23 protein-coding genes are annotated in these 25206 nt (G+C 73.6%); 10 read left to right on the top strand and 13 right to left on the bottom strand.

The genetic code is table 11. From position 1 onward, the window contains the following. Positions 1 to 115 precede the first annotated feature (115 nt). Entirely contained in the window at positions 116 to 1747 is a 1632-nt protein-coding gene (cimA, locus tag AB0I29_RS26400) for a citramalate synthase (protein WP_357487061.1), read from the bottom strand. A 397-nt stretch (positions 1748 to 2144) separates the two neighbouring features. Between cimA and AB0I29_RS26395 the strand changes: the two genes are divergently transcribed. The 8 genes from AB0I29_RS26395 (at position 2145) to AB0I29_RS26360 (ending at position 10184) form a co-directional block, all read left to right on the top strand. Further along, complete coding sequence (locus AB0I29_RS26395; RefSeq protein WP_357487059.1) at positions 2145 to 3398, top strand: inositol-3-phosphate synthase; 1254 nt, start codon at positions 2145 to 2147, stop codon at positions 3396 to 3398. Continuing rightward, positions 3395 to 4342, top strand: a complete 948-nt coding sequence (locus tag AB0I29_RS26390; RefSeq protein ID WP_357487057.1) for an SCO3242 family prenyltransferase — start codon at positions 3395 to 3397, stop codon at positions 4340 to 4342. The genes AB0I29_RS26395 and AB0I29_RS26390 overlap by 4 nt, the downstream gene beginning before the upstream one ends. Next, positions 4339 to 5250, top strand: coding sequence for a sugar phosphate isomerase/epimerase family protein (locus tag AB0I29_RS26385; RefSeq protein WP_285107157.1), 912 nt, complete (start codon positions 4339 to 4341; stop codon positions 5248 to 5250). The genes AB0I29_RS26390 and AB0I29_RS26385 overlap by 4 nt, the downstream gene beginning before the upstream one ends. Continuing rightward, the gene (locus AB0I29_RS26380) at positions 5247 to 5987 is read left to right on the top strand and encodes an EboA domain-containing protein (RefSeq protein ID WP_357487054.1); all 741 of its coding nucleotides are present in this window, start codon (positions 5247 to 5249) and stop codon (positions 5985 to 5987) included. The genes AB0I29_RS26385 and AB0I29_RS26380 overlap by 4 nt, the downstream gene beginning before the upstream one ends. After that, a complete protein-coding gene (locus AB0I29_RS26375) occupies positions 5984 to 6868 on the top strand; it encodes a TatD family hydrolase (RefSeq protein ID WP_285107155.1) in 885 nt (294 codons plus the stop codon). Before AB0I29_RS26380 ends, AB0I29_RS26375 begins: the two co-directional genes overlap by 4 nt. A gap of 12 nt (positions 6869 to 6880) precedes the next feature. Further along, a complete protein-coding gene (gene eboE, locus AB0I29_RS26370; RefSeq protein WP_357487052.1) occupies positions 6881 to 8086 on the top strand; it encodes a metabolite traffic protein EboE in 1206 nt (401 codons plus the stop codon). Continuing rightward, positions 8083 to 9483 (top strand): nucleotide pyrophosphatase/phosphodiesterase family protein, encoded by a 1401-nt coding sequence (locus AB0I29_RS26365; RefSeq protein WP_357487050.1) that lies wholly within the window; start codon positions 8083 to 8085, stop codon positions 9481 to 9483. The genes eboE and AB0I29_RS26365 overlap by 4 nt, the downstream gene beginning before the upstream one ends. A gap of 122 nt (positions 9484 to 9605) precedes the next feature. Beyond that, positions 9606 to 10184 (top strand): hypothetical protein, encoded by a 579-nt coding sequence (locus tag AB0I29_RS26360; protein ID WP_357487048.1) that lies wholly within the window; start codon positions 9606 to 9608, stop codon positions 10182 to 10184. A gap of 74 nt (positions 10185 to 10258) precedes the next feature. Here AB0I29_RS26360 and AB0I29_RS26355 read toward each other — a convergent pair whose 3' ends face one another. Continuing rightward, positions 10259 to 10918, bottom strand: coding sequence for a response regulator transcription factor (locus AB0I29_RS26355; RefSeq protein WP_285107141.1), 660 nt, complete (start codon positions 10916 to 10918; stop codon positions 10259 to 10261). After that, positions 10915 to 12384 carry a histidine kinase gene (locus AB0I29_RS26350; RefSeq protein ID WP_357487046.1) on the bottom strand — a complete coding sequence of 490 codons (1470 nt, stop codon included), beginning with the start codon at positions 12382 to 12384 and terminating at the stop codon, positions 10915 to 10917. The genes AB0I29_RS26355 and AB0I29_RS26350 overlap by 4 nt, the downstream gene beginning before the upstream one ends. A 108-nt stretch (positions 12385 to 12492) precedes the next feature. Between AB0I29_RS26350 and AB0I29_RS26345 the strand changes: the two genes are divergently transcribed. After that, positions 12493 to 13308, top strand: coding sequence for a GAP family protein (locus tag AB0I29_RS26345; protein ID WP_357487044.1), 816 nt, complete (start codon positions 12493 to 12495; stop codon positions 13306 to 13308). Positions 13309 to 13327: 19 nt separating this feature from the next. Here AB0I29_RS26345 and AB0I29_RS26340 read toward each other — a convergent pair whose 3' ends face one another. The 4 genes from AB0I29_RS26340 to AB0I29_RS26325 form a co-directional block, all read right to left on the bottom strand. Beyond that, positions 13328 to 14458 carry a branched-chain amino acid aminotransferase gene (locus tag AB0I29_RS26340; protein ID WP_357487042.1) on the bottom strand — a complete coding sequence of 377 codons (1131 nt, stop codon included), beginning with the start codon at positions 14456 to 14458 and terminating at the stop codon, positions 13328 to 13330. A gap of 156 nt (positions 14459 to 14614) precedes the next feature. After that, positions 14615 to 15673, bottom strand: a complete 1059-nt coding sequence (locus AB0I29_RS26335) for a 3-isopropylmalate dehydrogenase (RefSeq protein ID WP_285107133.1) — start codon at positions 15671 to 15673, stop codon at positions 14615 to 14617. Between the two features lie 74 nt (positions 15674 to 15747). Beyond that, positions 15748 to 16278, bottom strand: a complete 531-nt coding sequence (locus tag AB0I29_RS26330) for a pyridoxamine 5'-phosphate oxidase family protein (RefSeq protein ID WP_285107131.1) — start codon at positions 16276 to 16278, stop codon at positions 15748 to 15750. Positions 16279 to 16336: 58 nt separating this feature from the next. Next, positions 16337 to 16735 (bottom strand): VOC family protein, encoded by a 399-nt coding sequence (locus AB0I29_RS26325; RefSeq protein WP_357487040.1) that lies wholly within the window; start codon positions 16733 to 16735, stop codon positions 16337 to 16339. A gap of 86 nt (positions 16736 to 16821) precedes the next feature. Between AB0I29_RS26325 and AB0I29_RS26320 the strand changes: the two genes are divergently transcribed. Then, positions 16822 to 17328: a pyridoxamine 5'-phosphate oxidase family protein gene (locus AB0I29_RS26320; RefSeq protein WP_357487038.1), complete on the top strand. Its 507-nt coding sequence runs from the start codon at positions 16822 to 16824 to the stop codon at positions 17326 to 17328. Between the two features lie 80 nt (positions 17329 to 17408). Here the strand turns inward: AB0I29_RS26320 and AB0I29_RS26315 are convergent, their stop codons facing one another. From AB0I29_RS26315 to AB0I29_RS26290, 6 genes are all read right to left on the bottom strand, one after another. Next, positions 17409 to 17999, bottom strand: a complete 591-nt coding sequence (locus AB0I29_RS26315) for an ASCH domain-containing protein (protein ID WP_285107125.1) — start codon at positions 17997 to 17999, stop codon at positions 17409 to 17411. A gap of 119 nt (positions 18000 to 18118) precedes the next feature. Further along, complete coding sequence (ilvC, locus tag AB0I29_RS26310; RefSeq protein ID WP_285107123.1) at positions 18119 to 19147, bottom strand: ketol-acid reductoisomerase; 1029 nt, start codon at positions 19145 to 19147, stop codon at positions 18119 to 18121. Between the two features lie 131 nt (positions 19148 to 19278). Next, the gene (gene ilvN, locus AB0I29_RS26305; protein WP_020013644.1) at positions 19279 to 19803 is read right to left on the bottom strand and encodes an acetolactate synthase small subunit; all 525 of its coding nucleotides are present in this window, start codon (positions 19801 to 19803) and stop codon (positions 19279 to 19281) included. Positions 19804 to 19818: 15 nt separating this feature from the next. Then, positions 19819 to 21696, bottom strand: coding sequence for an acetolactate synthase large subunit (locus AB0I29_RS26300; RefSeq protein ID WP_357487035.1), 1878 nt, complete (start codon positions 21694 to 21696; stop codon positions 19819 to 19821). A 293-nt stretch (positions 21697 to 21989) separates the two neighbouring features. After that, positions 21990 to 22754 carry a hypothetical protein gene (locus AB0I29_RS26295; RefSeq protein WP_285107119.1) on the bottom strand — a complete coding sequence of 255 codons (765 nt, stop codon included), beginning with the start codon at positions 22752 to 22754 and terminating at the stop codon, positions 21990 to 21992. Then, positions 22751 to 25183 (bottom strand): ATP-binding cassette domain-containing protein, encoded by a 2433-nt coding sequence (locus tag AB0I29_RS26290; protein ID WP_357487032.1) that lies wholly within the window; start codon positions 25181 to 25183, stop codon positions 22751 to 22753. Before AB0I29_RS26290 ends, AB0I29_RS26295 begins: the two co-directional genes overlap by 4 nt. Positions 25184 to 25206 lie beyond the last annotated feature (23 nt).

Here is a 25206-nt window from a genome sequence, read left to right as displayed (position 1 = left end):
CAGCGATGCGGCGTGCACGCGGTCGGTGTGCCGCAGCAGCGAGATCAGGAGGTTGCCGACCACGACGGCGTCGGCCACGTTGGCCCACAGACACCCCGCACTCGACGTCTTGGCGTCAGGGACGCGGCTCCACGTCTGACTTGAGGAGGCCGTAGACGTAGGCCTCCGTGACCGCCTCCCACGCGGCCTCGACCACGTTGGGGCCGACGCCGACCGTCGACCAGGACCGCTCGCCGTCACTGGTGTCGATCAGCACCCGCGTGATCGCGTCGGTGCCGAGCTCGGTGTCGAGGATGCGCACCTTGAAGTCGATGAGCTCGAACCGCGCGAGCTCCGGGTAGACCCGGGACAGCGCGGTGCGCAGCGCCTGGTCCAGCGCGTTGACCGGGCCGTTGCCCTCCCCCGTCGTCACGATCCGCTCGCCGCCCGCCCGGATCTTGACGGTCGCCTCGGCCACCGCGGCGGCGTCGGGGGCGTGGACCGACGGCGGGGCCGCGCCCGCGGGAACGGTCTCCACGATGGTGCGCCACGACTCGACGGTGAAGAAGTCGGGCCGCTGCCCCAGCTCGGACAGCAGCAGCAGCTCGAAGGAGGCGTCGGCCGCCTCGAAGGTGTAGCCCGCGGCCTCGTCGTCCTTGACGCGGTTCGTGACCCGGGAGAGCAGCTCGCCCTGGCCGGCGAGGTCGAAGCCCAGCTCGCGGCCCTTGAGCTCGATCGAGGCCCGGCCCGCCATGTCCGACACGAGCATGCGCATGTCGTTGCCCACCAGCGTGGGGTCGGTGTGCTGGTACATGTCGGGGTCCACGCGGATGGCGCTGGCGTGCAGGCCGCCCTTGTGGGCGAACGCGCTCGCCCCCACGTAGGGCTGCCGGGCGAACGGCGAGATGTTCGTGAGCTCGCTGATGGCGTGCGAGATCCGGGCCGCCTCCCGCAGGCCGCCGTCCGCCAGGAGGGACATGCCGCGCTTGAGCTCCAGGTTGGCCACGACCGTGACCAGGTCGGCGTTGCCGGTGCGCTCGCCGTACCCGTTGACCGTGCCCTGCACGTGGGTGGCCCCCGCCTCGACGGCGGCGAGCGAGTTGGCCACCGCGCACCCGGTGTCGTTGTGCGCGTGCACGCCGAACCGCTGCTCCGGCCCGACCACGGTGCCCGCCCGCAGCTCGGCCACGATCTCGCCGACCCAGGTGGGCAGCATGCCGCCGTTGGTGTCGCACAGGGTGACCACCTCGGCGCCGGCCTCGAACGCCGTGTGGACGGCGCTGGTCGCGTACTGCGCGTCGTACCGGTAGCCGTCGAAGAAGTGCTCGGCGTCCAGCACCACCCGGCGCCCCTCGGCCACGAGGAAGGAGACGGTGTCGGCGATCATCGCGAGGTTCTCGGCGCGGGTCGTCCGCAGGGCGCGCTCGACGTGCCGCACGTCCGACTTGGCCACGAGCGTGACCACGGGGGTGCTCGCGTCGAGCAGGGCGCGCACCTGCGGGTCGTCGCCCGCGCGGACGCCGGCCCGGCGGGTGGCGCCGAAGGCCGCGAGCACCGCGTTCTTCAGGGTCAGCTCGGCGGCGGCACGGGCGAAGAAGTCGGTGTCCTTGGGTACCGCCCCCGGCCAGCCGCCCTCGATGTAGCCCACGCCGAGCTCGTCGAGCAGCGCGGCGATCGCGAGCTTGTCGGAGACGGAGAGGTTCATGCCCTCCTGCTGCGCGCCGTCGCGCAGCGTCGTGTCGTACACCTGGAACGAGGCGGTGGTCATCGATGCTCCCAACGATGTGTCTGGCGATGTGTCCGACAACCCGGCACGGAGCCAGACGGTCGGACCAACAAAAAAAGACCCTCCGGGTGTGGAAGGTCTGCGCGTCCGGTGGGGTGTCGCCGGACGCGCTACGAAATGATGATCACCTGTCGCAGGGTGGAGCTCGGGGTGAGGCACTCAGTCATGCGGGTCATAGTGCCACAGCGCGGCGGCACGCGGAAGTGGTGTCCAGAAGCGGAGTCAGGAGCGGCGTCGGCAGCGTCGGCGTCGGCGGCGTCGGCGGCCAGGCACGTGGCACCCGTGGCGGCTGGCCCGGTAACTGCGGCCTTGTCGGAAATCTCTCTTCTCCCGACGATCTCAGAACTTTTGTTTGCCAATCGCCATAAGTGGGACTAGCGTGCTCGCGACGACGTCGTCGGACTGGGGAGCGATGATGCACCACGCCTCTGCACGCCACCATGCCTCTGCGCGGACCGGTATCTGGTTCGTCGGGGCCCGCGGCTCCGTGGCCAGTACGGCCACGGTGGGCCTCGCGGCCATCGCCGAGGGGCAGGCCCCACCGACGGGCTGCGTCACCGCGCGGGAGCCCTTCGCCTCGGCGGGCCTCCCCGCGTTCGCCGACCTGGTGGTCGGCGGGCACGACATCTCGTCGGTCACCATGACCAAGCGCGCGGAGTGCCTCGTCGAGACGGGCATGATCGGGCCGCGGCTGTTCGCCGCCACGCACGACGCCTTGGAGCGGGCGGACGCCGAGGTGCGCCCCGGGTACGACCCGCACGCGGCGCACACGGACACGGACGACGGCGCGGGCCTCTCCCAGCAGGCGGTCGCCGAGCGGCTCGCCGCCGACATCACGTCGTTCCAGGAGCGGCACGACCTGGCGCGGGTCGTCGTGATCGACCTGTCCTCGACCGAGCCGCCCGTCGACCCCGCGCCCGAGCACGACGACGTCGACGCCCTGCTCACGGCCCTGGCCGACCCGGCGCGCGCGGTGCTTCCCGCGTCCTCCGTCTCGGCGTACGCGGCGATCCTTGCCGGAGCCGCGTACGCCGCCTTCACGCCGTCGGCGGGCATGGGCCTGCCCGCGCTGACCCGGCTCGCCCGGCAGCGCGGCATCCCCGTGGCAGGGCAGGACGGCAAGACCGGGCAGACGTGGCTGCGCACCGTGCTGGCACCGGCGTTCGCCGCGCGCGGCCTCAAGGTGCTGTCGTGGGCCGGCACCAACCTGCTGGGCGGCGGCGACGGCGCCACCCTCGCGGACCCCGACGCCGTGCGCAGCAAGCTCGCCAGCAAGAACCGCGGGCTGACCGCGCTGACCGGCAGCGACACCACTCCCCTGCACATCGACAACGTGCCCGACCTGGGCGACACCAAGGTCGCCTGGGACCACGTGCACGTCGAGGGCTTCCTCGGGTCGCGGCTCACGCTGCAGACCACGTGGAGCGCGCACGACTCGATGCTCGCCGCCCCGCTCGTGCTCGACCTGGCCCGCCTGCTCGCGCTGGCGCACGCCGCCGGGATCAGCGGGCCCGTGCCGGAGCTGGGCTTCTTCTTCAAGGACCCGTGGGGCTCGGACGTGCACGACGCCGCCGACCAGGCCCGCGCGGTGGAGGACTGGGTGCGCGTCACCTCGGCACGGGCCGGACGATGAGGCCCCGGCTGACGGTGCGGCCGCCCGGCCTCGCCGACGTCGCCGAGCTGGTCCGGGCCCCCGCGGCCCTGAGCGTCGTGGGCGACACGCTGGCCGGGCTGGCCGCCGCACGCGCCGGCACCCGCGACGGCGCGCCGACGCCGCTGCGCGCCCGCCACCTCCTGCTGCCCGTCGCCTCCGCCTGCCTGTACCTGGGCGGCATGGCGCTGAACGACTACGCCGACCGGCACGTCGACGCCGTCGAGCGGCCCGAACGGCCGATCCCGTCCGGCCGGGTGACGCCGCGGGCCGCGCTCGCGATCGGCGGGGCGCTCACCGCGGGTGGCGTGGCCGCCGCGGGCATCGCGGGCGGCCGGCGCGCGCTCGGCGTCGCCCTGCCGCTGGCCGCCTGCGTCTGGACCTACGACCTGGTGGCCAAGGACCGCCCCGCCGGGCCGTTCGTCATGGCGGCGTGCCGCGGGCTCGACGTGCTGCTCGGCGCCACGCCCGGGCGCCTGCGCTCGGCGCTCCCGGCGGCCGCGGGGCTGACCGCGCACACGCTGGGCGTCACCGTGCTCTCGCGCGGCGAGGTGCACGGTACGTCGACGCGGGTCGCGAGCGGTGTCGCCGCCGGGACGGTCGCGGGCGCCGTCGCCGCCGCCGCGGTCCCGGCAACCGCCACGGCGGGTCGGCCGGTCGCCCGCTGGACCACCGTCGCCGCGGCGACCGCCTACGCCGCGGCCGCCCTGCCCGGGCAGGTGCGCGCGGCGGCGCGGCCCACCGCCGCCAACGCGCGCACCGCCACGCGGGCCGGGATCCAGGCGATGGTCCCGCTGCAGGCCGCCTGGGCGGCCCGCTCGGGGAGCCTGGGCACGACGGCGCTGCTGGTCGGCGTCGCCGCCGTGGGCCAGGGGCTGCGCCTGCTGGCTCGCGCACGCGGCCGCGCCGGGGTGAGCATCACGTGACACCGCCGTTCCTGCTGGGCTACGGCACCAACGGCTTCGGCGACCACCCCCTGCGGGTGGCCCTCGACGTGCTCGACGACGTGGGCTACGCCGCCGTCGCGGTCACGCTCGGCTTTCCGCACCTCGACCCGTTCGCGCCGCTGGCCGGCGACGACGTCCGGGCCCTGCGTGCCCACCTGCGGCGGATGCGCGGGGGCACCGGGGCCGCGGCGGTCGTCGAGACCGGCACGCGGTACCTGCTCGACCCCCTCCACAAGCACCGGCCCACCCTCGTGGACCGGGACGCCGCCCTGCGGATGCGGTACCTCGAGCGCGCGGTCGAGATCGCGGCGGACCTCGACGCCCGGTGCGTCTCGTTCTTCTCCGGCATCCTGCCGGACGACGCGAGCGCCGCCGACGGCTGGGCCCGCCTCCACGAGCGCGTCGGCGCCCTGGTCGAGTACGCCGGGGAGCGCGGCGTGCACCTCTCGCTCGAACCCGAGCCGGGGATGCTCGTCGAGACGGTCGGCGACGCGCTGCGGCTCCTGGCGGACCTGGGTACGCCGCCCGAGCTGGGGATCACCGTCGACGTCGGGCACTGCCTGGTGGTCGAGCCGGACGGCGTCGAGGGCGCGCTGCGCGCCGCGGCGCCGTACCTCAGCAACGTGCAGCTCGACGACATGCCGGGCACGCACCACGAGCACCGCCCGTTCGGCCAGGGCGACCTCGACCTGCCGCTCGTGCTCGCGACGCTCGCCGACATCGGCTACACGGGGGTCGCCGCCGTCGAGCTGCCCCGCCACTCCCACGACGCGCCTCGGCTCGCCCGGGACAGCCGGGCCGCCCTCATGCGGGCGTGGGCGGACGTCACCGGCGCCCGCGCCCGAGCTCGCACCGCCACGACCAGCAGCGAAGGGGCCCTGTCATGAACACTGTCACCACGGGTATACCTGCCGGGACACCCGGCGCCGTCTGGCTCGACGAGGCGCTCGCCGGGGTTGCGCGTGATCCCGACAGCGTGACCCGCGCGTTCGCGTTCGCGGCCCGCAGGGTGGGGCGTGCCCCGCTGCGTCCGGACACCGACCCGGGCGGCGTCGTGCACGGGACGGTGGACGACGCCGCGCGCGCCGCCCTCGTCGTCGCGCTGGCCGACGCCGTGGGCGTAGGCATGGGCGTGGGTACCTGCGTGGGCGCGGACGCGGACAAGGACTGCGCGGACCGCCTGCTGCTCCTGTACCGGCAGGGCGACGGCGCCGAGCGGCGCGGCGTGCTGCGGGGGTTCGACGCGCTGACGGAACGAGGCGACCTGGGCCCGGTCGGCGAGCCCACCGCGCTCGTCACGGCAGGCCTCGAGCTCGCCGCCGACGCCCTGCGGGCCAACGACCCCAGCCTGGTCGCGGCCGCCGTCGGCCCGTTCGGGGCACGGCACCTGGACCAGCACACGTGGCGGCACGCGATCCTCAAGCTCGTCTTCCAGGGCGTGAGCCTGACGGCCGCGAGCGACCTGGACCGCCGTGCCGACGACGAGCTGGGCCGCATGGCCCGCGACTTCGCCGCGGAACGCCGGGCGGCCGGACGGTCCGTCCCGGCGGACCTGGACCGGCTCACGAACAACCTCACGAACGACCAGCCCACGAACGACCGGCTCAGCAGCACGAAGGAGTGACGTTGCGCATCCTCGACCCGCACATCCACATGACGAGCCGCACCACCGACGACTACGAGGCCCTGTACGCCGCGGGCGTGCGCGCCGTCGTCGAACCCGCGTTCTGGCTGGGTCAGCCCCGCACCAGCGTGGGCTCGTTCACCGACTACTTCGACTCCCTGCTGGGCTGGGAGAGGTTCCGGGCCGCCCAGTTCGGCGTGCGGCACCACGCGACGATCGCCCTCAACCCCAAGGAGGCGAACGACCCCCGCTGCCGCGAGGTGCTCGCCGAGATCCCCCGCTACCTGCTCAAGGACGGCGTCGTGGCCGTGGGCGAGGTGGGCTACGACTCGATGACGCCCGAGGAGGACGAGGTGTTCGCCGCCCAGCTCGGGATGGCCGAGGAGGCCGGGCTGCCCGTCCTGGTGCACACGCCGCACCGCGACAAGCTCGCCGGCACGCGCCGCACGCTCGACGTCGTGCGCGAGTCCGGGCTGGCGCCGGAGCGGGTGCTGGTGGACCACCTCAACGAGACCAACGTCGCCCTCGTGCGCGACGCCGGAGCGTGGGCCGGGTTCTCGATCTACCCCGACACCAAGATGGACGAGCACCGCATGGTCGCGCTGCTGCAGGAGTACGGGACCGAGCGGATGATCGTGAACTCCGCCGCGGACTGGGGGCGATCCGACCCGCTCAAGACCGTCCGGACCGGCGAGGCGATGCTGGCCGCCGGCTTCTCGGAGGACGACGTCGACCAGGTGCTGTGGCGCAACCCGGTCGCCTTCTACGAGCAGTCGGGCAACCTCGTGCTCGACCCGGTCCCCGGGTTCAGCGCGGGCGAGCCGCCGACGCCCGGCGTCGAGTTCGAGGGATCGTCCGTGCTGCGCGGCGCGCGGGCCTGAAGGGACACCCAGATGCTGCTCTCCTACTGCACCAACGTGCACCCCGCCGAGGACCTCGACGGCGTGATCGACCAGCTCGCCCGGTACGCCGGACCGGTGCGCGAAGCCGCGGGCCTCGACACGCTCGGCGTGGGCCTGTGGCTGCCCGCCGAGCTCGCGCACCGCCTGGACACGTCCCCGGCGGACCGCGACCGCTTGCGCGCGGCGCTCGCCGAGCACCGGCTCCAGGTGCACACCCTCAACGCCTTCCCCTACGGCGGGTTCCACCGCGAGGTGGTCAAGCTCGCGGTGTACTCCCCCACGTGGGCGGAACGAGCCCGGCTGGACTACGTGCTCGCCTGCGCCCGGGTGCTGGCCGACCTGCTGCCCGAGGGCACCGACGGCTCGATCTCGACCCTGCCGCTGGCCTGGCGCGCGCCCTGGACGCGCGCCGACGACGACGAGGCCACCCGGGCCTTCGCCACGCTGTCGGCCGAGCTGCGCGAGCTCGCTCGGCGCACCGGCCGCACGGTGCGGGTCGCCGTCGAGCCGGAGCCGGGGTGCGTGCTCGACACGGTGGAGGACGTCGTCGCGTGGCTCGCCCCGCGCACCGGCCCCGAGTACCCGGACGACCGGCGCATCGACCCCGAGCACGTCGGTGTCTGCCTGGACACCTGCCACCTGGCGGTCTCGTTCGCGGACCCGGCCGGCGCCGTCCGCCGCATCACGGACGCGGGCCTTCGCGTGGTCAAGGTGCAGGCCTCTGCCGCCCTGGAGGTCGCCGACCCGTCCGCGCCCGGTGCGCGGGACGCCGTCGGGCGGTTCGTGGAGCAGCGCTACCTGCACCAGGTGCGCGAGCTCACGGCGGCCGGCGACGTGCTGGCCTCCGACGACCTGCCCGTGGCGCTCGGGAACGAGCAGCGGCGGCCCGGCCTGCCGGGCGACGGGCCGTGGCGGGTGCACTTCCACGTGCCGCTGCACCACGAGCCCGCGGCGCCGCTGGTCGCGACCACCGACGTGCTGCGCGACGCCGTCGCCGCGGTGCGCGAGGCGCCGCACGGCGCCGACGCGCACCTCGACGTCGAGACGTACACCTGGTCGGTGCTGCCGCCCGACACCCTGCCCGACGGCGCGGACGAGCTCGTCGCCGGGATCGCGGCCGAGCTGCGCTGGGCCGGCAAGCACCTGCTCACGGCGCCCGTCGCCGCCGCTACAGCTACCGAAGGAGTGGACGCATGAAGCCCGTCCTGCTGCTCGACGTCGTCGGTCTGACCGCCCGCGCCCTGTCCCACATGCCACGGCTGAGCCGGCTCGCGACGTCCGGCTGGCAGTCCGAGCTGGCCACCGTGCTGCCCGCCGTGACCTGCAGCGTGCAGTCGACGATGCTCACGGGGCTGATGCCGGCGCAGCACGGGATCGTCGGCAACGGCTGGTACTTCCGCGAGCTGGGCGACGTGTACCTGTGGCGGCAGCACAACAAGCTGGTGGACGGCGAGAAGCTGTGGGAGGCGGGCCGCCGGCACGACCCGGGCTACCGCGCCGACAACGTGTGCTGGTGGTACGCGATGGGCATGTCCACGGACGTCACGGTCACCCCGCGCCCGATCTACCACGCCGACGGCCGCAAGTCCGCCGACGGGTACGTGCGGCCCGCGGCGCTGCACGACGAGCTCGTGGGCCGGTTCGGGGACTTCCCGCTGTTCCAGTACTGGGGCCCCACGGCATCGATCGCCTCGACGCGGTGGATCGTCGACGTGACCCGGCACCTCCTGCGCACCAGGTCGTCCCACCTGACGACGGCGTACCTGCCGCACCTCGACTACGACCTGCAGCGGTTCGGCCCGCGCTCGCCCGAGGCGGACCGCGCCGCGGCCGAGCTGGACGCGGCCCTCGCGCCCCTGCTGGACGACGCCGAGGCCGCCGGCGTCACCGTCGTCGCCGTGTCGGAGTACGGCATCTCCCCGGCCAACCGGCCGGTGGACATCAACCGGGTGCTGCGCCGCGAGGGCCTCCTGGAGGTCTACGTGCAGGACGGCCGGGAGCAGCTCGACCCGTGGACGTCGCGCGCGTTCGCCGTCGCGGACCACCAGGTGGCGCACGTCTACGTGGACGACCCCGCCGACCTGGCCCGGGTCGCGGCCCTGCTGCGCGAGGTACCCGGCGTCGACGAGGTGCTCGACCGCGAGGCGCAGGCCAAGTACGGCCTGGACCACGAGCGGGCGGGCGAGCTGGTGGTCGTGGCGGAACCGGGCGCCTGGTTCACCTACTACTTCTGGCTCGACGACGACCGCGCGCCCGAGTACGCACGCGGCGTCGACATCCACCGCAAGCCCGGCTACGACCCCGCCGAGCTGTTCTTCGACCCGGCCGACCCGCTGGCCAAGGCCAAGGCGGGCCTGAACCTCGTGCGGAAGAAGCTGGGCCTGCGGTACGCGATGGGCACCACGCCGCTGGACGCCTCGTACGTGCGCGGCACGCACGGCCGGCTGCCCGACTCGGCCGAGGACACCCCGCTGGTCCTGTGCTCGGACACGCGGATCCCCGAGGCGGTGTCCCACTGGGTGGAGGCCGACGCGGGCCAGGTGCCGGCGTCGGCGGTCAAGGGCCTGGTCCTGGATCTGCAGGGGGTGCGCTGACCCGTGCTCTGTCAGGCCCTCAGGTCACCCCGGTGACCTGAGGGCCTGACACGTGCGCCGTGCGGTCTCGACCGATCCGTGGTCTAGTGGAGATAGGGCTACACAAACCGGGAGGTAACGCGATGAGCGACCCGAACCGCCCCTACGACCCCGACTACGGCGAGCAGCCGCCGCCGGCCTACCCGCCGCCGGCCCAGACGCCCGGGGTGCCGACGCAGCCCGTGGGCCAGCCGCCCGCCGACGCGCGGGCCCAGCCCGTCACGACGGGCACCGAGAACCCGCGCCTCGGCCTGGAGGTCGGCCGGTACTGGGCAGGCGCCCTGGCCACGATGCTGGTGGCCGCCCTCATCGGGCTCGCCGCGAGCTTCATCCTCGAAGAGGTGCTGAACCTAGAGATCCAGCCGCAGGCCGACCTGCTCAGCACGGGCTCCGACCTCATGGCGTGGGTCGTGGCGGGGGCGCTCTTCGCGCTCCTGGCCGCGATCGTGCTCTACCTGCTGGTCCTGAGCACACCGCGCCCCCGGGCGTTCTTCGGCTGGGTGGTCGCGCTCGCCACGGTGATCCTCGCCATGGTGCCGTTCGCCGGCCAGGCCGACCTCGTGCCGGCGGTCCTCGCCGCGATCGTCTGGGTCATCATCGGCTCCGCCGTGTACTCCCTGCTCACGGGGACCCTGAGCCGCACGGTGGTGCGGCGCACCTGATCCACGCGCTGACTGCTGGGTCGTTGGGCCTGGGAGGCCTGGCCCGACGACCCAGCACTCAGCAGAGGCTCGGGTCACGCCAGCCCCGCGTCGCGGGCCGCGATCGCCGCCTGGACGCGGGACGTCACGCCGAGCTTGGCGAGCACGCGCGACACGTGGGTCTTGGCGGTGGCCTCGCTGATGGTCAGCTCGGCGGCGAGCTCCGCGTTCGACAGGCCGGAGCCCAGGCCCGCGAGGACGTCGCGCTCCCGCGGCGTCAGGTCGGCGGGCAGGGCCGCCGCCCCGGACCCGCCCCGGTGGCCGACGCCGTTGCGGGCCGGCGCGGACAGCTCGGCGATGAGCCGCCGGGTCACCTCCGGCGCCACCACGCCGTCGCCGGCCGCGACGTGCCGCACCGCGTCGACCAGGGCGGACGCCTCCGCGGTCTTGAGGAGGAAGCCGGCCGCCCCGGCGCGCAGCGCCCCGAACACGTACTCGTCGAGGTCGAAGGTCGTGAGCACGAGGACCTCGGACAGCCCCTCGTCGACGATCTGCCGGGTCGCGGTCACGCCGTCGGTGCCGGGCATGCGAACGTCCATCAGCACCACGTCGGGTCGCAGGGCGCGGGCATTGGTCACGGCGGCCGCACCGTCGCCGGCCTCGCCGACCACCTCGATGTCTCCGGCGTTCGCGAGCAGCATGCGCAGGCCCGCGCGGATCGCCGCGTGGTCGTCGGCGAGCAGGACGCGGATCATGCGGTGACGCCCGGCGCGGGACGCTGCGGCGAGACCGAGCCCGCGCCGGCCCGGTCGGGCAGGGGCAGGACGGCGCGGACCAGCCACCCCGCCGTCGTCGGCCCGGACCGGCGGTGAGCCGACGGCGTACCGGCGTCCCCCGGCCCCGCCCAGAACGACCCACCGAGGGACTCGACACGCTCCCGCATCGAGACCAGTCCGATCCCGGTGCCTTCGCCGACGTCCGCCCGTGGACGGGCCGTCCGGGCGTGCACCGCCCCCGCGTCGTGCACCTCGATCTCGAGCGGCCCGCCGGCGGCGAAGCTCAGGTCGGCCCGGGCGCCGCCGTGCTTGTGGACGTTCGTCAGCGCCTCCCGGACCACCCGGTACACCGCGTGGTCCACCGCGGCGGGCAGGGGCGTCGCGCCCGTCAGGACGCCGTCGGGGTCGGACACGCCCAGGTCCAGGCCGGCGAGCCGCGCCTGCTCGATCACCGGGGCCAGCTGGGCGGCGCGCGACGCCGCCACGAGGTCGGCTCCGCTCCCTGTGCCGCCCGCGCCGTTCGTGTCCCGGTTCTGACCGGCGATCTGCCGCACGGCGTCGTCCCGCCCGGTGCCACCCTGCCCGGCGTCGCCCGGCCCGGCGCCTTCCGGCCGCGCACCGCCGGGCTCCGTGTCGGTCCGCAGCACCCGGATCATCGCCTGCATGTCCTGCAGCGAGGCCAGGCTCTCCGCCCGGATGCTGCGCAGTGCGGCGCGGTCGCGCTCGGGGTCGTCGGCCCCCGCGAGCGCCGCGCCGGAGGTGATGGCGATGGCGGAGAGATGCGAGGCGACGACGTCGTGCAGGTCGCGGGCGACGGTGGTGCGCTCGGCGCGGACGGCGTCGTGCCGCGCCGACTCGGCGAGGCGCAGGAGCACGGTGCCGCGCTCGCGTTCGAGGCGTTCCCGTTCGTGCGCGGCGGCGGTGAGCTCGCGGCCCTGCCGCACGTTGGTGCCCCACCACATGGGCATGACCAGGAGGGTGACCGCCTGCAGCCCGACGAGGACCGTGGGCCGGAGCTGCCCGGTGACGACGGCGATGGCGATCATCAGGGCTGCGGTCAGCAGCGCGACCCCGACGATGCTGACGTGCCGGGCGACCCGGCTGCCGTGCAGGTGGACGGCGTACAGCGCCTCCCAGAGGACGACGATGAGGCCGACGCTGCCGCCGAGCACCACGTCGACGACGAAGGCGACGGTGGCGACGCCGAGCACCGCCAGCGGGCGGACCCGGCGCCAGATCAGCGCGGTGCAACCGATGGCGGCCGGGATCGCGAACCACCACGACGGTACGTCCGGCAGGCCGCTCCAGGACGTCCGGATCAGACCGAGCGCGTCGAGCGCCAGCGCAGTCACGAGGATTCCCGCCGCCGTGATCATGTCGCCGCGCCGGTCCTCGGCCGTGACGACCTTGACGACGGGTGCGATCAGCTCGGACAGGCGGGACATGCGTCCATCTCAGCACGATGCCGCGCGCGACGGGTCATCCGAAGGATGTATCGGGTCTCGGCGGTTCGGCGGATGTGCTCGCGCACGGCAGGCATGAGGCTGGTCGGCATGGACCTCATCTCCGGCGAGCTCACGGGTGCCGCGCTGATCGGCGCGCTGGCCGTGCTCGCGCTCATCGACTCGACGAGCTTCGGCACCCTGCTGATCCCCGTGTGGCTGCTCATGGCTCCCGGCCGGGTGCGGCTGGGCCGGATGGTCGTCTACCTCGGGTCGATCGCCGGCTTCTACGCCCTGGTCGGGCTGGCGATCCTGCTCGGGGCCGGGGCGCTGGGCGACACGCTGTCCTCCCTGTCCGGCGCGCGTCCGTTCCTCGTCGCGCAGCTCCTGGTCGGCATCGGGCTGTTCGCGTGGAGCTTCAAGCTGGAGCCGTCCAAGGAGCGCAAGGCCGCGGAGGCCGTGACCGCCGATGCAGCACCGGGCGCGAGCGCGCCGGGCCGGGCGGCACCGGGCGGGACCCCGGCGACGGACGCCCCGATGCCCCGCCCGGGGAAGCTGAACCGCTGGCGGGAGCGGGCGCTCGGCAGCGAGTCGGGCAGCCGTACGGCGCTGGCCGGGCTGGCGGTCGGGGCCGGGCTGGTCGAGGTCGCGACGATGCTGCCCTACCTGGCGGCGCTCGGCCTGATCGGCACGCAGGGCCCGGACTGGCCGGTGTCGGGGCTGTGGATCCTGGGCTACTGCCTGGTGATGATCGCACCCGCGCTGGTGCTCACGGCGGCCCGCCTGTTCGCCGCGCGGCTCGTGGAGCGTCCGCTGCGGCGGCTCGACGGCTGGCTCACCAGGAACGCCGCGAGCACCACCGCCTGGGTGGTCGGCATCGTGGGGTTCCTGGTGGCCAGGGACGCGATCGGCCGCCTCTGGGGCTGACCGACCGCGTCGACGGTGGTCAGGCCAGCCGGCGCATCCAGCCGTGCCGGTCCTCGGCGCGGCCGTACTGGATGTCGGTGAGCTCCTGGCGGATCGACATCGTGAGCTCGCCCGGCTCACCCCCGTTGACCTCGTGGTCGAACGTCGAGCCCGCGAGGCGCCCCACGGGCGTGACGACGGCGGCGGTGCCGCAGGCGAAGAACTCCTTGACCGCTCCGGACTCGAGCCCGGCCACGACCTCGGCGAGCGGGATGCGCCGCTCCACCACGTCGTAGCCGCGGTCGGCGGCGAGCTGGAGCACCGAGCTGCGCGTGATCCCCTCCAGGATCGAGCCGAGCTCGGGGGTGTGCAGCGTGCCGTCGTTCATCACGAGGAAGACGTTCATGCCGCCGAGCTCTTCGAGGTAGGTGTTGGTGGCGGCGTCCAGGAAGCACACCTGGTCGAAGCCCTCCTTCTGCGCCTCGAGCTGCGGCAGCAGGCTGGCGGCGTAGTTGCCGCCGAACTTCGCGTCGCCGGTGCCTCCGGGCGGGCCGGCCCGGTGGTACTCCTGGGACACGTAGATCGACACGGGCCGCACGCCGCCCGCGAAGTACGGGCCCACCGGCGAGGCGATCACCAGGTACTCGACCTCGAGCGCCGGGCGCACGCCCAGGAACGCCTCCGACGCGTACATGAAGGGCCGCAGGTAGAGGGACGAGTCCTCGCCGTCCGGCACCCAGTCGATGTCGGTGCGGACCAGCGCGGCCAGCGACCCGATGAAGTCGTCGACGCTCAGGGCGGGCAGGGCGAGGCGGTGCGCCGAGCGGGCGAAGCGCGCGGCGTTCTGGTCGGGGCGGAACGTCCAGACCGAGCCGTCGGCATGCTTGTAGGCCTTGAGGCCCTCGAAGATCTCCTGCGCGTAGTGCAGCACCGCCGTGGCGGGGTCGAGCTGGAGCGGGCCGTACTGCTCGATCCGCCGGTCCTTCCAGCCGTCGGCACTGCTCCAGGAGACGCGTGCCATGTGGTCGGAGAACTTGGTCCCGAACTTCGGGGCGCGGAGCGCCTCGATGCGCTCCTCGTCCGGCGTCGGCGCGTCGGTGGGCCGCACGTCGAAGAGTGCCACCAGGTCTTCGAGCCTGGTCGGGAGGATGGGGTCCGTCGTAGTTGTCATGTCGATGCCTTTCACCGGAATGCTGCTGTCAGTCTTCCACGCCCGGCAAGGCGGCGGAGCGATCCGAGCCGGACGTCTGCCCGGACGGCTCCCGACATACGAGAGCGGCGCCCGGGATCGGTCTGCGAGACCCGGGCGCCGCCTTCGTGAGGCGTGCTACCCGATCACGCGGGCCGCGATGTCGCGGCCTACCTGGTCGGTCGTGCGTACTACGTCACCGCGCGACGCGAGGTCGGCGGCGACGGCGTCCTGGACGCGCGCGGACTCGGCCGCGAAACCCAGGTGGTCGAGCAGCAGGGCGACGGACAGGATCGTCGCGGTGGGGTCGGCCTTGCCCTGGCCGGCGATGTCGGGCGCGGAGCCGTGCACCGGCTCGAACATCGACGGCGCGGTGCGGTCCGGGTTGATGTTGGCCGAGGCGGCCAGCCCGATGCCGCCCGAGATCGCGGCGGCCTGGTCGGTGAGGATGTCGCCGAAGAGGTTGTCCGTGACGATCACGTCGAACCGGCTCGGGTTCGTGGTGAGGTAGATGGTCGCGGCGTCCACGTGCGCGTAGTCGGTGGTGACGTCGGGGAACTCCGCGTTCACCGCCTCGACCGTACGGCGCCACAGGTGGCCGGCGTGCACCAGCACGTTGTGCTTGTGCACCAGCGTGAGGTGCTTGCGCGGGCGGGCGGCGGCGCGCGCGAACGCGTCCCGGACCACGCGCTCGACGCCGAACGCGGTGTTGACGCTGACCTCGGTGGCGATCTCGTGCGGCGTGCCGACACGCAGCGCGCCGCCGTTGCCGACGTACGGACCCTCGGTGCCCTCGCGGACCACGACGAAGTCGATCTCGCCCGGGTCGGCGAGCGGGCTGGAGACACCCTCGTAGAGCTTGGTCGGGCGCAGGTTCACGTAGTGGTCCAGCGCGAAGCGGAGCTTGAGCAGCAGCCCGCGCTCCAGCACGCCGCTCGGGACCGACGGGTCGCCGATCGCGCCCAGCAGGATCGCGTCCTGCCCCTTGATCCGCTCGAGGTCCTCGTCGGTGAGGGTCTCGCCCGTCGCGTGCCAGCGCCGCGCACCGAGATCGAACTCGGTGGTGGAGAGCTTGGTACCCGACGGCGCCAGTGCCGCCTCGAGGACGGAGAGACCTTGCTCCACGACCTCGGTACCGATGCCGTCACCCGCGACCACCGCGAGGTTGATGCCGTCTGTCGTACCCACCTGTGCCATGTCCGGAGCCTACGCGTGCGACCACCGGGCTGAGACGCGGGTCTCATCCAATGGACGACTTGTTGGAACTTCGTTCAGTCGAACGTCCAGGTCGTCGCCCCGCCCTGCTCCCGCACGTAGAGCGCGGTCGCCCGGGTGGGCGTCACCCGGTACACGTGCCAGGGCGCGGGCCCGGCCGACGGTGCGCTGTACGGGGCGGTGAGCGCCGCGCCGGACGCGTCCGGCTCGCACGGCCAGCCGCCGTCGTTGAGCTGCCGGGAGACCCTCGCCACGGCGTCGGGGTCCGTGACCAGCTCGGCCGTGCCGTCGACCACCGTGTCGTAGTCGGCGGTCGCCACCGCGATGGTGCACCGCGGCTCGCGCTCCAGGTTCCGGGCCTTGAGCGCCGAACGGCCCGACACCACCCAGAAGGCGTCGTCGAACCAGATGGCGCCGATACCGGTGACGTGCGGGCTGCCGTCCGCGTTGACGGTGGTGAGCCAGTGCGAGTGCCGGTCCGGTCCGCCCGTACCCGGCGCCTGCGTGAGCCCGACCAGGTCGGCCGCGACCGGCGCCCAGTCCAGGGTCGGGAGGTCGTAGAGTTCCGCGAGATTCTTCGTCTTCATACCTCGGTGGACGACCCCGCGGACGGGAACTCATCGGCCGGCCCCGGCACGCCCCGGGCTACCGGTCCCGCGCCGACAGCACGCAGAACTCGTTGCCGTCCGGGTCCGCCAGCACGGTCCAGGTCGCGTCCGCGGGCTGCCCGACGTCGATCACCGTCGCGCCGAGCCCGACGAGCCGCGCGATCTCGGCGTCCCGGTCGTCGCTCGTGTGCGGCGCGAAGTCCCAGTGCAGACGGTTCTTGCTCGTCTTCCGGTGCTCGACGGGGACGAACACCATGCCCGGCGGCACCTGGTGGAAGTCGAGCTTGTCGGAGAGCTCGAGCGCCCACGGCGGCACGAGGACCGCCTCGGAGTCGAGCTCGAAGATGACCTCCCAGCCCAGGGCCTCGGCCCACCAGCGGGCCAGCTTCTTGTGGTCCGTGGACTCCACCACGGTCGAGTACCAGCGCAGCGCCATCGCCTTCACCTCTCGTCAGGACCTGTGCCCACACCGTAGGACGAGCCACTGACACCTGGGCGACGCCGACGACGAGGTCGCTCGCGATGACTTTCCCGCCCGCAGGCCGTCCACCGGCCATGGAGCCCATCGACATCGCGCACCGCGTCATCGACGACAACCACTTCATGGTCCTCGGCACGGCCCAGCCGGACGGCACACCGCGCGTCTCGCCCGTCTTCTACAACCACGCCGCCTACCGCGACTTCTACTGGATCTCGTCGCCCGACGCGCAGCACTCGCGCAACGTCGCCGCGCGGCCCCGGGTCGAGATCGTCATCTACAACTCCCAGGCCGACCCGGGCCCCGACACGGCCGCCGTCTACCTCGGCGCCACGGCGGCCCAGGTGCCCGACGCCGAGCTCCCCGCCGCCGTGACCGCCGCCTTCTCGTCGGTGCGCAGCGGCGTACGGGCCTACGGCGTCGACGAGCTCAGCGGCGACGCCGAGCTGCGCCTCTACCGCGCCACGGTGACCAGCACCGAGATCCACGTGCGCGGGAGCGACCCGGAGCGCGGGACCGGCATCGACCGCCGTCTGGCCGTGGACGCCTGACCTCCGGCCCGCGCCCCGCGCCCCGCGCGCCGGAGCACGCGCCGGGCCGTGGGCCGGCCTCGCTCAGGCCCCCGCGCCGCTCAGGGCTTCGGGTACAGGAGCTCGAACCGCTCGCACACGATCGGCATGTCCGTCGCGAACTCGCGCCCCTCGCCCAGAGTCCGGCGGAAGTACGCCTCGTGCCCCGCGCGCCACGACTCCAGCGTGCGGTCGTCCTCGCCCTCCGCGGCCGCGAAGTCGTCGTCGACCTCGTCGAACGTGGTGGTCTCCACACTCGTGGTGCGGATCAGCGCGCGCGGGTGGCGCTCGCCGTCCAGCAGGATCGACAGCTCGCCGACAACGGGCAGCGGCACGCCCTCGTCGTCGTAGTCCCACAGGGCGGACGACGTCGCCGTCTTGTCCCCCGCCAGGACCGCCGCGAGGAGCGTCTGCGCGAGCTCCGGCTCGTCGCCGAACGACCAGGCCTGCGGCGGCACGGTCTCGCTCACCGTGTGGCCGACGACGATGCTCGCCTTGGCCATCCCCGCGTACTGCCGGGTGGCCGCCCAGAAGTCGAGGACCTCGGCGGCGAGCTCCTCGTCCTCCACGGGCACCAGCTCGGGGTCGAAGGTCGAGGGGTCGAAGGTCGGCTCGTCGTCGTCCGCGGCCTGCGGGTTCACGTCGTGGGTCACGGGGACATCCTGCCACCACCGGACCATCCCCAGAAGGTGGCCTGCCCCGCCCGTTGCCGGACCCTCGCCTCGCCGAACGGGTCGGTCGAGGCGAGGGTTCAGCACTCAGCGGGGTGTGGTCAGCGCGCCGCGCTTCCCTCGACGTAGTCCGAGTCGGCCGGCTTGATCCACGAGAACATCTTGCGCAGCTCGCGGCCGGTGGCCTCGATCGGGTGCTGCTCGCCCTTGGCGCGCAGCTCCTTGAACTCGGGGGCGCCCGCGTCCTGGTCCGCGATGAAGCGGGCGGCGAAGGTGCCGTCCTGGATGTCGGAGAGAACAGCCTTCATGTTCTCCTTGACGCGCGGGTCGATGACGCGCGGGCCGGAGACGTAGTCGCCGTACTCGGCGGTGTCCGAGACGGACCAGCGCTGCTTGGCGATGCCGCCCTCGACCATCAGGTCGACGATCAGCTTGAGCTCGTGCAGCACCTCGAAGTACGCGACCTCCGGCTGGTAGCCGGCCTCGGTCAGCGTCTCGAACCCGTACTGGACCAGCTGCGAGGCGCCGCCGCACAGCACGGCCTGCTCGCCGAACAGGTCGGTCTCGGTCTCCTCGGTGAACGTCGTCTTGATACCGCCGGCGCGCAGGCCGCCGATGCCCTTGGCGTACGAGAGGGCCAGGCCCCAGGCGGAGCCGGACGCGTCCTGCTCCACGGCGACGATCACGGGCACGCCGCGGCCGTCGGCGAACTCGCGGCGCACGATGTGGCCCGGGCCCTTGGGGGCGACCATGAGCACGTCGTGGCCGGCCTCGGGCTTGATGTACCCGTAACGGATGTTGAAGCCGTGCCCGAAGACGAGCGCGGCGCCCTCCTTGAGGTTCGGCGCGATGTCCTCGGCGTACAGGTGCCGCTGCACCTGGTCGGGGGCGAGGATCACGACCACGTCGGCGTCGCGCACGGCGTCCGGCACGGTCGCGACGGCGAGGCCCTCGTTCTCGGCCTTGGCCCGGGAGGCGGAGCCCTCGCGCAGGCCGACGGTCACCTGCACCCCGGAGTCACGCAGGTTCAGGGCGTGCGCGTGGCCCTGGCTGCCGTAGCCGACCACAGCAACCTTCTTCTGCTGGATGATCGACAGGTCAGCGTCGTCGTCGTAGAACAGCTCAGCCACGGTTCTTGCTCCTCAGTTGGGTATATCGGTGTGAAAGAAGATCAGGCGGGGTTTGTCGCCGCCCGAGACCGGCGTTCCGTCTCGGGTGGGAACCTCGTTCCTCGGTCCCCACCCTCCACGTCAGTCTGGTCTCAGGCGGATCGCACCGCGCGCTCGAACGCGCGGTCGGTGATGGACCGGGCGCCCCGGCCGATGGCCAGTGTGCCGGACTTGACGATCTCACGGACGCCGTACGGTTCCAGCGCCGCGAGGAGCGAGTCGAGCTTCGCGGCCGGTCCGGTGGCCTCGATGACCACGGAGTCCGGCACGACGTCGACCACGCGCGCCCGGAACATCTCGACGACTTCCAGCACCCCGGTTCGGGTGGCGGCGTCGGCCCGCACCTTGACGAGCAGCAGCTCGCGGTGCACTGACGACTCGGGTTCGAGCTCGACGATCTTGATCACGTGGATGAGCTTGTTGAGCTGCTTCGTGACCTGTTCCAGGGGGTGTTCCTCGACGTCGACCACCACGGTGATGCGCGAGATCTCCTCGTGCTCCGTGGGGCCGACGGCCAGGGAGTGGATGTTGAACGCGCGACGGGCGAACAGGCCGGCGACGCGCGTGAGCACGCCGGGCTTGTTCTCCACGAGCACGGACAGGGTGTGCCTCGACATGGGGACGGTCCTCGCTCAGTCTTCTCGGTCCCACGCCGGCGAGATGCCGCGTGCGTACTGGATGTCGTCGTTGCTCACGCCGGCGGCGACCATGGGCCACACCATCGCGTCACGCGAGACGGTGAAGTCCACGACCACGGGCCGGTCGTCGATCTCGTTGGCCCGCTTGATCGCGGCGTCGACGTCGGAGGCCCGCTCCACGCGGATGCCCTCGCAGCCGTACGCGTCGGCGAGCTTGACGAAGTCGGGCACGCGCATGGTGCCGTGGCCGGTGTGCAGGTCGGTGTTGGAGTAGCGCGACTCGTAGAAGAGCGTCTGCCACTGCCGCACCATGCCCAGCGAGCTGTTGTTGATCAGCGCCACCTTGATGGGGATGTCGTTGATCGTGCAGGTGGCCAGCTCCTGGTTGGTCATCTGGAAGCAGCCGTCGCCGTCCACGGCCCACACGGTCCGGTCCGGCTCGCCGACCTTGGCGCCCATCGCGGCCGGGATGGAGTAGCCCATGGTCCCGAGGCCGCCGGAGTTGATCCAGGTGTTGGGCCGCTCGTAGCTGATGAACTGCGCGGCCCACATCTGGTGCTGCCCCACGCCCGCGACGTAGATCGCGTCCGGCCCGGTCAGCTCGCCCAGGCGCTGGATCACGTGCTGCGGTGACAGGTGGCCGTCCTCCGGCTGGGAGTAGCCGCGGGGGTAGGTACGGCGCCACTCGTCGAGCTGACGCCACCAGCCCTCGACGTCGGGCTTGCCGTGGGTCTCGTGCTCCTTGGCCAGCTCGGGCAGCAGGTCGCCGATCACCTCGCGGAGGTCACCCACGATCGGGACGTCCGCCTCGCGGTTCTTGCCGATCTCGGCGGGGTCGATGTCCGCGTGGATGATGGCGGCCAGCGGGGCGAAGCTCGACAGCTTGCCGGTCACGCGGTCGTCGAAGCGGGCGCCGAGCGCGAACACGAGGTCCGCCTTCTGCAGCGCGGCCACGGCGGGCACCGTGCCGTGCATGCCGGGCATGCCCAGGTGCTGCGGGTGGCTGTCCGGCACTGCGCCGCGGGCCATCAGCGTGGTCACCACGGGCGCGCCGGACAGGTCCACGAGCTGGCGCAGGAGGTCCGAGGCGCCGGCGCGGATCACGCCGCCGCCGACGTACAGGACCGGCCGGCGGGCCGTGGCCAACAGCTTCGCGGCCTCGCGGATCTGCTTCGAGTGCGGCTTGGTCACGGGGTGGTAGCCGGGCAGGTTCAGCTCCTGCGGCCACGAGAACGTGGTGCGCGACTGCATCGCCGACTTCGCGATGTCCACGAGCACCGGCCCCGGGCGCCCGGTGGAGGCGATGTGGAACGCCTCCGCGATGGTGCGCGGGATCTCGGCCGGGTCCGTGACCAGGTACGAGTGCTTGGTGATCGGCATCGTGATGCCGACGATGTCCGCCTCCTGGAACGCGTCGGTCCCGATCGCGGAGGCGCCCACCTGGCCGGTGATCGCCACGAGCGGGATCGAGTCCATGTTGGCGTCCGCGATGGGCGTCACCAGGTTGGTGGCGCCGGGGCCCGACGTCGCCATGGTGACGCCGACCCGGCCCGTCGCGTGGGCGTAGCCCGAGGCCGCGTGGCCACCGCCCTGCTCGTGCCGCACGAGGATGTGCCGGAGCTTCGCGGAGTCCATCAGCGGGTCGTAGGTGGGCAGGATCGCGCCGCCGGGAATGCCGAAGACGACCTCCGCCCCGACCTCCTCGAGCGAGCGGACGATCGACTGCGCGCCCGTCACCTCCTCCGGCCCGACGCGCGGTGCGGCGTTCTCGAGCTCGGTCTTGCCGCCTACGCGGGACCGAAGCTCGGTGCGCACCTGGTCACGCGCCTCGGCGCGCGCGGCGATCTGTGCGGGTGTCGGTGTGCCGGTCATGCGGTTCTCCTGCCGTCGCGCCCCGTCGTGGGGCGAAAGCGAGCGTTCGTGACAACAAAAAAACCCCGGGTCCTTTGGTGAAAGGACTGCCAGGGTGAGCGCGCGGACGATGCCTGTGCTGGGGCTTAGGCCGCGCGCTCAGGAAGTACTACAAGAATGATCGTCTGCACGTCACGCACGTTACGCCGAAAAGTCGCCGGTGTCACTCAGCGGGCCAAAGGTCCCACGATCCGAGACACGAGGTCGTCCGGCCCGCAGGATCCCGGGCCTCCCGAGGAACCGGTCCGCCGCGCTCAGCGTACGTCGCGGTGCCGGAACACCACCGAGCCGAGCACGGCCAGCGCCACCGTGATGCCGAGCAGCAGGAGACCGCTGTGCACGTACGGGGCCGCCAGGACCCCGTCGCCGGCGAGCACGGTCCGCGTGCCGCGGACCCACGAGTCCGCGTTGGTGAACGGCAGCCAGTCCCGGACGGCGGACGACGCGCTCAGCGCCACCTGCTCCTCGGCCACGAACCACACCGCCGCGAGCCCGACCGCCACCCACCAGCGCCGCACGAGCACCCCGAGCGCCGCGCCGCCGACCGCGGCGAACACCGCGAGGGCGATCACGCGTACGCCGCTCCACGTCAGCGCCTCCACCAGGTCCGACGGCGGACCGCCGAGCACCCCGGCCCGCGCGTGCGCCCAGTACATGCCGAACCCCAGCAGCGCGCAGGCCGCCGCGATGCCGGGCACCACGGCCAGCCCGGCCGCCGCCAGCTTGCTCCAGTAGACGCGGCCGCGGCGGGGCTCGACGGTCAGCAGCGCGCGCGTACCGCCCTGCGCCGCGGGCCCGGTCACCAGCAGCACGCCCGCCACGTAGGCGAGAAACACCGACGTCATCGCGTAGAACGAGATCTGGCCCTGGTCGAGCATCGCCGCGAGCGTGAACGCCTCCGGCTCGAACGCCGTCACCGCGACCGCCAGCGCCACGTGCGCGAGCATCGCCACGGCGATCCACCGGATCGCCGGCCGCACGGCGAACCTGCGCAGCTCGGCCCACAGCAGGCCCATCATCGCCTTCCCTTCGAACGCTTCTTGCTCCGGCCTGGTCCCTGCTGCCCGGGGCGGGGCCGCCGCCCCGTCCCCGCGTCGGTGCGCGGGCCCGGCCTCGGCGCGGCGGCGCCGTCCGGCTCGGCGGCGTCCGGTGCGTCGTCGTCGGTCTCGGCGTCGCCCGGCTCGGTGTCGCCCGGCTCGGGTTCAGCCGGCTCGGCGGCGTCCGGTGCGAGGTCGTCGAGCTCGAGGTCGTCGAGCTCCAGCCCCTCCGCCTCGAGCCGCTTCAGCTCGAGGTCGTCCGGTTCCAGATCCTCCGCCTCCCGGTCGTCAAGCTCAAGGCCCCCGTCCCGGCCGCCGGACGTCTCCGCCGCGCGCCGGCCCAGGAGCGCCTTGGCGCCCTCCGTGCGGCTCGCGAGCCGGGCCGTCCTGGCGTCGGCGGCCTCCTGCTTCCGGGTGGCCTTCTCGTCGAGGGCGACCTGCTTGGCATCGAGGGCGGCCTGCTTCGCGTCGGCGCGCGCCTGCTCCGCCGCGGCCTTCTCGGCCGCCCTCTGCCGCGCCGCGGCCTCCTTGGCGTCGAGCTCCGCCTGCTTCTGCGCGGCCCGGTCGTCGATCCTGGCCTGCCGCGCGTCCGCCTTGTCCTGCCTGGCATCGGCCTTGTCCTGCTTCGCGGCCGCCCTGGCCTCCGCCGCGGCCTGCTTCTCCGCGGCCTTCGCGTCGGCGGCCGCCTGGCGCTCCGCGAGCCGCGCCTCGGCCGCCGCCTGCTTCTCGGCCACCTTGGCGTCGAACTCCGCCCGCCGCTGAGCGAACCTCGACTGCTTGGGCGGCGCGTCGGCGTCCGCGGGCGGCTCTGCGGTGGCCGCGGCCGTGCCTGGTGTGGCGGAGGACTTGGCGGCGGAGGACTTCGGCGCAGACGGCTTCGGCGGGGCCGGCCGAGAACCGGACGGCTTCGGCGCGGCCGGCTTCGGCGCGGCCGGCCGAGAACCGGACGGCTTCGGGACGCCGACCTCCGAGCCGGTCGCCTCCGAGCCGGGCTTCGAGCCGGTCGCCTTCGACGCAGCAGGCTTCGACACACCGGGCTTCGACACACCGGGCTTCGGGGCACCCGGCTTGGGAGCGTTCGTCTTCGAGGCGCCGGTCTTCGAGGCGCCCGCATGTGCCGAGACCGACGCCGAGGTGCCCGACACCGAGGCACTCACCTGCGCGACCGCCTTCACCGTTGCGTCCCCCTGCCCGGCAGCCGTGTCCCCGGCACCGACCGCCTCCGGCCCGGCCGACCGTCCCGCCGACCTCCGGTTCTCCTTCGCGGCCGCCCGCTCCGCGCGTGCGGCCTCCTTGGCCGCGGCCCGCGCGTCGATCGCCGCCTGCTTCGCCGCGGCCTCCTCGGTCGCCCTCGCCTCGTCCGCGGCCTGCTTCGCGGCCGCCTCCTTGTCCGCCTTGCGCTGGTCGGCGGCCCTCTTCCGCTCCGCCGCCTTCCGCTCCGCGGCCTTGCGGGCCGCTCGCTCCTCGGCGCGGCTCGGCGGTACGGGCGCCGGCGGCACCACAGGACGCAGCCGTCCGACGACGGCGGCCAGGTCCTCCCGCTGCGGCACCAGCTCGCCCGCGAAGAGCTTCTGCTTGGCGAGCGCCCGCGAGATCTCGGCGGGCTCGGCGACGTCGTCGACGTGGAGCGTGTCGCCGTCGGCCCGGACCTTGAACCCCGCGGCCCGCAGGGCCGTGGCGGCCTTGCCCGGCTCGTCGATGCCCACGCGGACGCTCACCCTGGCGTCGCCCAGGAGCTCGGCGGTGCTCCCCTGCGCGAGGATGCGGCCGCCGTCGAGCACCGTGACCGTGTCAGCGATCTGCTGCGCCTCGGTGAGCACGCCGGTCGCGATCAGGACGGTCTTGCCCTGGTCCGCCAGCCGCCGCAGGGCCTGGCGGATCTCGCGTGTGCCGACGGCGTCGAGCCCGGCGCTCGGGTCGTCGACGACGAGGAGCTCGGGATCGCGCAGCAGCGCCGCCGCGAGCGCCAGCCGGCGTTCCTCGTCGGGCGAGTAGGTGGCGTAGGCGGCCCTGGCCCGGTCTGCGAGGACCACGCGGGTGAGCACCTCGTCCACGCGGGCGCGCGGCACGGAGGCCGCGCTCGCGAGGAGGGCGAGGTTGCGACGTCCGCTCAGCCGGCCGTGGAACCCGGGGTCGCCGACGACGGCGCCGATGCGGCCGGCGAGGTCGGGCAGGCCGTCCGGGACATGGGTGCCGAAGATCTTCATGGCGCCGCCGTCCGCGTGGGCGAGGCCGGTGAGCAGGCGCAGCGTGGTGGTCTTGCCCGAGCCCGCGAGGCCGAGGAGCGCGTGCACGCCGCCGGCCGGTACGCGCAGGTCGAGGCCGTCCACGCCCACGGCGCGTCCGCGCACCGACCGGTACGCCTTGCGCAGCCCGAGCGTCTCGATCGCGACGTCGCTCCCTGGAATCACCCGCACAGGGTAGGGCATTCCGG

Origin of the sequence: Promicromonospora sp. NPDC050262, assembly GCF_040655935.1 — a bacterium.
Lineage (GTDB): Bacteria > Actinomycetota > Actinomycetes > Actinomycetales > Cellulomonadaceae > Promicromonospora.
The sequence above is the reverse complement of the archived record's forward strand: the minus strand, read 5'-3'. Positions and strand labels throughout refer to the sequence as shown.